4 protein-coding genes, 2 tRNA genes and 3 rRNA genes (1 of these 9 cut by a window edge) are annotated in these 7,500 nt (G+C 37.0%); 6 read left to right on the forward strand and 3 right to left on the reverse strand.

Annotated features, from left to right (window positions below):
• Positions 1–31: 31 nt before the first annotated feature.
• The 4 genes from J1C67_RS07000 to J1C67_RS07015 all read left to right on the forward strand — a co-directional run bounded on the left by J1C67_RS07000 (position 32) and on the right by J1C67_RS07015 (position 4,486).
• A 23S ribosomal RNA gene (locus J1C67_RS07000) occupies positions 32–2,937 on the forward strand.
• Positions 2,938–3,027: 90 nt separating this feature from the next.
• Positions 3,028–3,144 (forward strand): 5S ribosomal RNA (gene rrf / locus J1C67_RS07005).
• A 3-nt stretch (positions 3,145–3,147) separates the two neighbouring features.
• Positions 3,148–3,223 (forward strand) — tRNA-Lys (locus J1C67_RS07010).
• 312 nt (positions 3,224–3,535) lie between these two features.
• Complete coding sequence (locus J1C67_RS07015; protein ID WP_089973790.1) at positions 3,536–4,486, forward strand: L-lactate dehydrogenase; 951 nt, start codon at positions 3,536–3,538, stop codon at positions 4,484–4,486.
• A 400-nt stretch (positions 4,487–4,886) separates the two neighbouring features.
• Here the strand turns inward: J1C67_RS07015 and pdxT are convergent, their stop codons facing one another.
• Complete coding sequence (gene pdxT, locus J1C67_RS07020; protein ID WP_167867696.1) at positions 4,887–5,465, reverse strand: pyridoxal 5'-phosphate synthase glutaminase subunit PdxT; 579 nt, start codon at positions 5,463–5,465, stop codon at positions 4,887–4,889.
• Positions 5,466–5,481: 16 nt separating this feature from the next.
• Positions 5,482–6,351 carry a pyridoxal 5'-phosphate synthase lyase subunit PdxS gene (gene pdxS, locus J1C67_RS07025; protein ID WP_167867693.1) on the reverse strand — a complete coding sequence of 290 codons (870 nt, stop codon included), beginning with the start codon at positions 6,349–6,351 and terminating at the stop codon, positions 5,482–5,484.
• 553 nt (positions 6,352–6,904) lie between these two features.
• On the opposite strand from pdxS, the gene rrf (J1C67_RS07030) reads away from it, so the two are divergent.
• Together rrf (J1C67_RS07030) and J1C67_RS07035 are read left to right on the forward strand one after the other, a co-directional pair.
• A 5S ribosomal RNA gene (rrf, locus tag J1C67_RS07030) occupies positions 6,905–7,021 on the forward strand.
• Positions 7,022–7,028: 7 nt separating this feature from the next.
• Positions 7,029–7,104 (forward strand) — tRNA-Lys (locus J1C67_RS07035).
• 141 nt (positions 7,105–7,245) lie between these two features.
• Here J1C67_RS07035 and J1C67_RS07040 read toward each other — a convergent pair.
• Positions 7,246–7,500, reverse strand: partial view of a signal peptidase II gene (locus tag J1C67_RS07040; protein ID WP_167867694.1) — the 3' end only. 495 nt of this gene lie beyond the right edge of the window; the window shows 255 of its 750 coding nt (coding positions 496–750); its start codon lies beyond the right edge, outside the window; its stop codon occupies positions 7,246–7,248.

The raw sequence follows: 7,500 nt of genomic DNA on the forward strand, positions 1-7,500 counted from the left end.
ATATATATTCTTTGTAAAAATGAACCGTAAAGGTCAAGCTACAAAGGGCGTATGGTGAATGCCTTGGCATCAGGAGCCGACGAAGGACGCGATAAGCTGCGATAAGCTTTGGGTAGGCGCACATAGCCAGTGATCCAAAGATTTCCGAATGAGGAAACTCACATGGGAAACCCCATGTATCATATAGTGAATAAATAGCTATATGAAGGTAGACCCAGGGAACTGAAACATCTAAGTACCTGGAGGAAGAGAAAGAAACATCGATTTTCTTAGTAGCGGCGAGCGAAAAGGAAAGAGCCCAAACCAAGGATTTATTCTTGGGGTTGCGGACAGAACATGAAAAAGGTGAAATCGTAACTGAAGATAACTGGAAAGTTAAACCGTAGAGGGTAATAGTCCCGTAAGTGAAACGAGGAAGCTAATAGTTCTGATCCAGAGTACCACGAGACACGTGAAACCTTGTGGGAAGCAGGGAGGACCACCTCCCAAGGCTAAATACTACCTGATGACCGATAGTGAAGAAGTACCGTGAGGGAAAGGTGAAAAGAACCCCGGGAGGGGAGTGAAATAGAACCTGAAACCATATGCCTACAACCGATCAAAGCCCCATACGAGGGTGATGATGTGCTTTTTGTAGAACGAGCCAACGAGTTACGGTATGTAGCAAGGTTAAGTACTTAAGGTACGGAGCCGAAGGGAAACCAAGTCTTAATAGGGCGACTAGTTGCATGCCGTAGACCCGAAACCGAGTGACCTATCCATGGCCAGGTTGAAGCGGGGGTAAAACCCCGTGGAGGACCGAACCACGTTGCTGTTGAAAAAGCATGGGATGAGCTGTGGATAGCGGAGAAATTCCAATCGAACTCGGAGATAGCTGGTTCTCCTCGAAATAGCTTTAGGGCTAGCGTCGGATATGAGTAATGGAGGTAGAGCACTGAATGGGCTAGGGGGCGTATCGCTTACTGAACCTTATCAAACTCCGAATGCCATATACTATTAGTCCGGCAGTCAGACTATGAATGATAAGATCCATGGTCGAAAGGGAAAAAGCCCAGATCGTCAGCTAAGGTCCCAAAGTGTAAGTTAAGTGGAAAAGGATGTGGGATTTCAAAGACAACTAGGATGTTGGCTCAGAAGCAGCCATTCATTGAAAGAGTGCGTAATAGCTCACTAGTCAAGAGATCCTGCGCCGAAAATGTCCGGGGCTCAAACTTACCACCGAAGCTACGGGCTTGTATTTAATACGAGCGGTAGAGGAGCGTCGTAATCGGGCTGAAGTCGTACCGTAAGGAGCGGTGGACTGATTACGAGTGAGAATGTTGGCATTAGTAGCGAGATGTAAGTGAGAATCTTACAGGTCGAAAACCTAAGGTTTCCTGGGGAAGGCTCGTCCGCCCAGGGTTAGTCGGGACCTAAGCCGAGGCCGAAAGGCGTAGGCGATGGACAATTGGTTGATATTCCAATACCACTACAATCGTTATTATCGATGGTGTGACGGAGAAGGATAGGATGTGCTAGCGAATGGAAATGCTAGTCTAAGCGTTTAGGGAGTTAAGGTAGGCAAATCCGCTTTAACAATTCTGAGGCGTAATGGGGAAGGCCTTTTAGGCTGAAGTATCTGATTCCATGCTTCCAAGAAAAGCATCTAGAAAGAGAAGTAGTGCCCGTACCGCAAACCGACACAGGTAGGTGAGGAGAGAATCCTAAGACCATCGGAAGAATTGCAGTTAAGGAACTAGGCAAATTAACCCCGTAACTTCGGGAGAAGGGGTGCCTGCGAGAGCAGGCCGCAGAGAATAGGCTCAAGCAACTGTTTAACAAAAACACAGGTCTCTGCTAAAGCGTAAGCTGATGTATAGGGGCTGACTCCTGCCCGGTGCTGGAAGGTTAAGGGGAATGCTTAGCGCAAGCGAAGGTGTGAACTTAAGCCCCAGTAAACGGCGGCCGTAACTATAACGGTCCTAAGGTAGCGAAATTCCTTGTCAGGTAAGTTCTGACCCGCACGAATGGAGTAATGACTTGAGCACTGTCTCAACTGCAAATCCGGCGAAGTTGTAGTGCGAGTGAAGATGCTCGCTACCCGCGATTGGACGGAAAGACCCCGTAGAGCTTTACTGTAGCTTAGCATTGAATTTCGGTATTGTCTGTACAGGATAGGTGGGAGACTGGGAAGCTAGGGCGTTAGCCTTGGTGGAGTCATCCTTGGGATACCACCCTGACAGTACTGAGGTTCTAACTGGACGCCATGAAACTGGTGACAGGACATTGTTAGGTGGGCAGTTTGACTGGGGCGGTCGCCTCCTAAAAAGTAACGGAGGCGCTCAAAGGTTCCCTCAGAACGGTCGGAAATCGTTCGAAGAGTGCAAAGGCAGAAGGGAGCCTGACTGCGACACCTACAAGTGGAGCAGGGACGAAAGTCGGACTTAGTGATCCGGTGGTACCTCGTGGGAGGGCCATCGCTCAACGGATAAAAGCTACCTCGGGGATAACAGGCTGATCTCCCCCAAGAGTCCACATCGACGGGGAGGTTTGGCACCTCGATGTCGGCTCGTCGCATCCTGGGGCTGTAGTAGGTCCCAAGGGTTGGGCTGTTCGCCCATTAAAGCGGCACGCGAGCTGGGTTCAGAACGTCGTGAGACAGTTCGGTCCCTATCCGTCGCGGGCGTAGGAAATTTGAGAGGAGCTGTCCTTAGTACGAGAGGACCGGGATGGACCGACCTATGGTGCACCAGTTGTTCCGCCAGGAGCATCGCTGGGTAGCTAAGTCGGGACGGGATAAACGCTGAAAGCATCTAAGCGTGAAGCCTCCCTCAAGATGAGATTTCCCATAGCATAAGCTAGTAAGACCCCTTGAAGAACACGAGGTTGATAGGTCAGAGGTGTAAGTATGGCAACATATTTAGCTGACTGATACTAATAGGTCGAGGGCTTGACCAATTTACAATAATTCATGTGCAATTTTCAGAGAACAAAACTCTGATAAAATTAAATATAAGAGACTAAATCTATGATTTAGGATCTAAACCATCTGGTGATGATGGCGTAGAGGAAACACTCCTTTCCATTCCGAACAGGAAAGTTAAGCTCTACAGCGCTAATGGTACTGCACGGGCAGCTGTGTGGGAGAGTAGGACGTCGCCAGGTTATGCATTATTAGCTCAGTTGGTAGAGCACCTGACTCTTAATCAGGGTGTCCCGGGTTCGATCCCCTGATAATGCACCATACTAAAAAGTTCTAAACATTTTGTTTAGAACTTTTTTTGTTTTATAAAAAATAAAATTTTTATAAAAGTGAGTATATATTAACATAATCTACAAACTATTTATATTTTTCTCAATTAATAGGTTATTACATAGTATATATGTAAATAAGTAAGTATAAGATTAACAAATTAATATATGTTTCAATTTTTAATAAATAGAAATATTATATATAATAGAACAGTTAAGAAGAAGTAATATGGCATCTGAAAAAATATAAATTATTGACTAATTATTTTTTTAGATGTTTTGAAAAACTAGAGGAGGAAAAATAATGTCATTAAAAGCAAGGAAGGTAGCTATAATTGGTACAGGACTAGTTGGATCAAGTACAGCGTTTAGTTTAATAACTCAAGGTGTATGCGAAGAAATATTAATGATAGATTTAAACAAAGAAAAGGCTTTAGGGGAAGTAATGGATTTAAATCATTGTATAGAGTATTTAAATAGAAATACAAAAGTACGAGTAGGTTCATATGAAGAGTGTGAAGATGTTGATATAGTAGTAATAACAGCAGGTGCGCCACCAAAACCGGGACAAACAAGATTAGATACTTTAGATTTATCAGTTAAAATAGCAGAATCAATAGTAAATCCTATTATGAATAGTGGATTTAAAGGACATTTTATAATTATATCTAATCCAGTAGATATAATAGCTTATCATGTGTATAAAATATCAGGATTACCAAAGAATAATATTATTGGAACAGGAACATCTGTAGATTCTGCAAGGTTAAAAAACTTTATAGGAGAGTTACTAAATGTTGATCCAAGGAGTGTTCAGGCATATTCAATGGGTGAACATGGAGATTCACAAATGGTTCCATGGTCTCATGTATATGTAGGTGGAAAACCATTCTATAAAGTTATAGAAGACAATAAAGATAGAGTTGGAGATGTGAATTTAGATAAATTAGTACTGGATACAGCTAAAGCAGGTTGGGAAGTTTACAATAGAAAGGGAACAACTTATTACGCAATAGCAACATCAACAGTAGCAATAATTAAAGCTATTCTAAATGATGAGAATAAAATTATACCAGTATCAACATTGTTAGATGGAGAATATGGTGAAAAAAATGTATTTTCAGGAGTTCCAGCTGTTTTAAATGCAACAGGGGTTAAAGAAGTAGTTGAAATTGACATGAATGAAGAAGAGTTAACCAAATTTAAAGCCTCTAATAAAATAATTAGAGAATACATTAATAGAGTGGGAAAATAGACTAGCATATTGCTTTATTATTTAAAAAAGGATGCCTAAATACAAAAAAAAGATGAAATTATTAATAATTTCATCTCTTTTTATATTATAGTATACTATTTTAAGTATTTAGAGAGCTGAAAAAAATAGACCAAAAGCTGACTAGTTATATTTTTGAAAATACCGTAGTTAAATACTTATTAAAAATGTACACAAATTTAAATCATAAACATGAAAATCAGTGGATAAGTTAGTAGTTATCCACAAAATATATATAATAAATTATATAATGTTGATAAAAGTTTAGATTATAGATAAATATTATTAAGAGATATTATTAAGAGATATTAAAATAAATAGAAAATTAGTATTCCCAGTTTATTTGAATATTTAATTTTCTATTTATTTTCATGTCCATAATTTAAAATTTTTCTATAAAATATTTTAAAAATGTAGTATCGGATGTCAATTCAGGATGAAATGATGTGACTAACATATTATTTTCTTTGGCAGCTACAATATTTTCATCAATTTTACATAAAATAGTAACTTTGTCGCTTATTTCGGAGATATAAGGTGCGCGTATAAAAACTAATTCTAAATTATTTGGGCTTACTTCGTTTATTTTAGTATAGGTTATAAAACTATCTAACTGGTTGCCATAAGCATTACGTTTAACTTTTATATCCATAAGACTTAAGTGACTAATGGTTTCATTTTCAATTTCTTTAGCTAGAAGAATCATTCCGGCACAAGTTCCCCAAACCTTAAGGCCCTTAGAAATTTTGTCTTTTAATGAGTCTAATAGTCCTGTACTTCTTAATATATTACCAATAGTAGTACTTTCGCCACCAGGAATAATAAGTCTATCCAAATTATCTAAATCATTACTAGTTCTTACTTTGACAGGTATATGACCTAAGCTAGAAATATGATTAATATGTTCGTCTATGCTACCTTGCAACGCTAATACTCCAATATGAAGTGGAGTATTAGCCATTTGAATATAAGTCATGTTACCAGCCTCTCTTGGCATATTTTATAGATACATCACTAGCGGAAGTACCACTCATAGCAGCACCTAAATCCTCTGATATCTCAGCTAGTTTCATAGGATCATTATAGAACGTCGTAGCTAATACAATCGCTTTTGCTGTTCTTTCAGGATCAGCTGATTTAAATATACCAGAGCCTACAAAGACACCTTCACTACCTAATTGCATCATTAAGGCCGCATCAGCAGGGGTTGCAATTCCACCAGCTGCAAAGTTTACTACAGGTAATTTTCCGTTTTCAAAAACATACTTTACAAGATCATAAGGTGCATTATATTCTTTTGATAAAGTCATTAATTCTTCTTCAGATGAATTTTGTATTTTTCTTATTTGTTCTGTCATAGTTCTCATATGAGTTACAGCTTCTACTACATCACCAGTACCAGCTTCACCTTTAGTTCTTATCATAGAAGCACCTTCACCAATTCTTCTTAAAGCTTCGCCAATATTAGTTGCACCACAAACATATGGAACTTTAAAATTATTCTTATTTATATGGTACTTATTATCAGCAGGAGTTAAAACTTCACTTTCATCAATAAAGTCTACACCGAGTGATTCTAAAATTTGACCTTCTACAAAATGTCCAATTCTAACTTTAGCCATAACAGGTATTGAAACAGCGGCTTGTATTTCCTTAATCATTTTAGGGTCAGACATTCTAGCAACGCCACCATCTCTTCTAATATCTGATGGAACTCTCTCTAAAGCCATAACTGCACAAGCTCCAGCTTTTTCTGCAATAATAGCTTCCTTTGCATTAGTAACGTCCATAATTACGCCACCCTTTAACATTTGTGCTAAATTTTTATTTAAATTTTCTCTGTTCATAAAATAGCCCCCTTTCATATTTATAAATAATTACTTATTTTATAAATATAGTAATAAATAAAACATATAAAAGCAAATGTATGAGTACAATATTTAATCTGAAATTTTATTTTTTATTAAGTAATAATTATACAAGTAGATATTAAATATATATTTGATGAAGGTAGCAAAAGATTTTGATATGCTATAGTTTTATTTAAATGTAGAAAATGCTTGATTAGAGAATAGTATTGTAAATTATCATGATAAGGTAGATATAAAGACTATCATTATATTAATATTGCAAATCAACAATTTCAGCATTAGCAAATTCCAAATATAAAATTGAATAGTTATCAGAATTTCAAGATAAATTTATTTAAATACAAAATAAAAAAATATAATTAAAATCAAAAAAGAAGAAAATACAATACTTATAATTACATTAATTCTAAATTAAAAACGAATATTTAATTAATATACTATAAAAAACAGAAAAATAAACTATTTTTAGAATATATGTTGACATAACTGTTAAAACACTATATAATCAATAATTGTTGAGAGAAAAATATCTGGTAATGATGGCGTAGAGGAAACACTCCTTTCCATTCCGAACAGGAAAGTTAAGCTCTACAGCGCTGATGGTACTGCACGGGCAGCTGTGTGGGAGAGTAGGACGTTGCCAGGTCTCATATGGTTCACTAGCTCAGTTGGTAGAGCACTTGACTTTTAATCAAGGTGTCCCGGGTTCGATTCCCGGGTGAGCCACCAAAAATCACTTCTTAAAGAAGTGATTTTTTAATAAGAACTTGCTTAGCATAATATATATAAAAAAAGAAAAGGCGTAATGCCTTTTCTTTTTTTTATAATTAATTAAATTAATAATCTTCGAAAAGTAATAGCTAGAATAGATTATCTTTTAAATATATCTTTTCTAGCAAAAATAAGGAAAGTTTTAATGCTTTTTAAATCATCTTTTAAGGATGGTTCTTCATCATCTTTTAAGTATCCGCTTTTGTATATTGTCATTACAAAAAATAGAATTCCTATGTTAATATAAATATCTTTTATGTCTGCAATAAATAAATCGCTTATTCCTATAAAATCTAAACTCCCACCATAGAAGACTTTATCAATTAATGAGCATAGAGCTCCAGCTGAAATAAA

The organism is Clostridium gasigenes (assembly GCF_017348895.1).
Lineage (GTDB): Bacteria > Bacillota > Clostridia > Clostridiales > Clostridiaceae > Clostridium > Clostridium gasigenes.

What these genes read in the sequence shown, in the direction of transcription:
- J1C67_RS07015 (WP_089973790.1), top strand. Translation starts at nt 3,536, where the DNA reads ATGTCATTAAAAGCAAGGAAGGTAGCTATAATTGGTACAGGACTAGTT.
- pdxT (WP_167867696.1), bottom strand. Translation starts at nt 5,465, where the DNA reads ATGGCTAATACTCCACTTCATATTGGAGTATTAGCGTTGCAAGGTAGC.
- pdxS (WP_167867693.1), bottom strand. Translation starts at nt 6,351, where the DNA reads ATGAACAGAGAAAATTTAAATAAAAATTTAGCACAAATGTTAAAGGGT.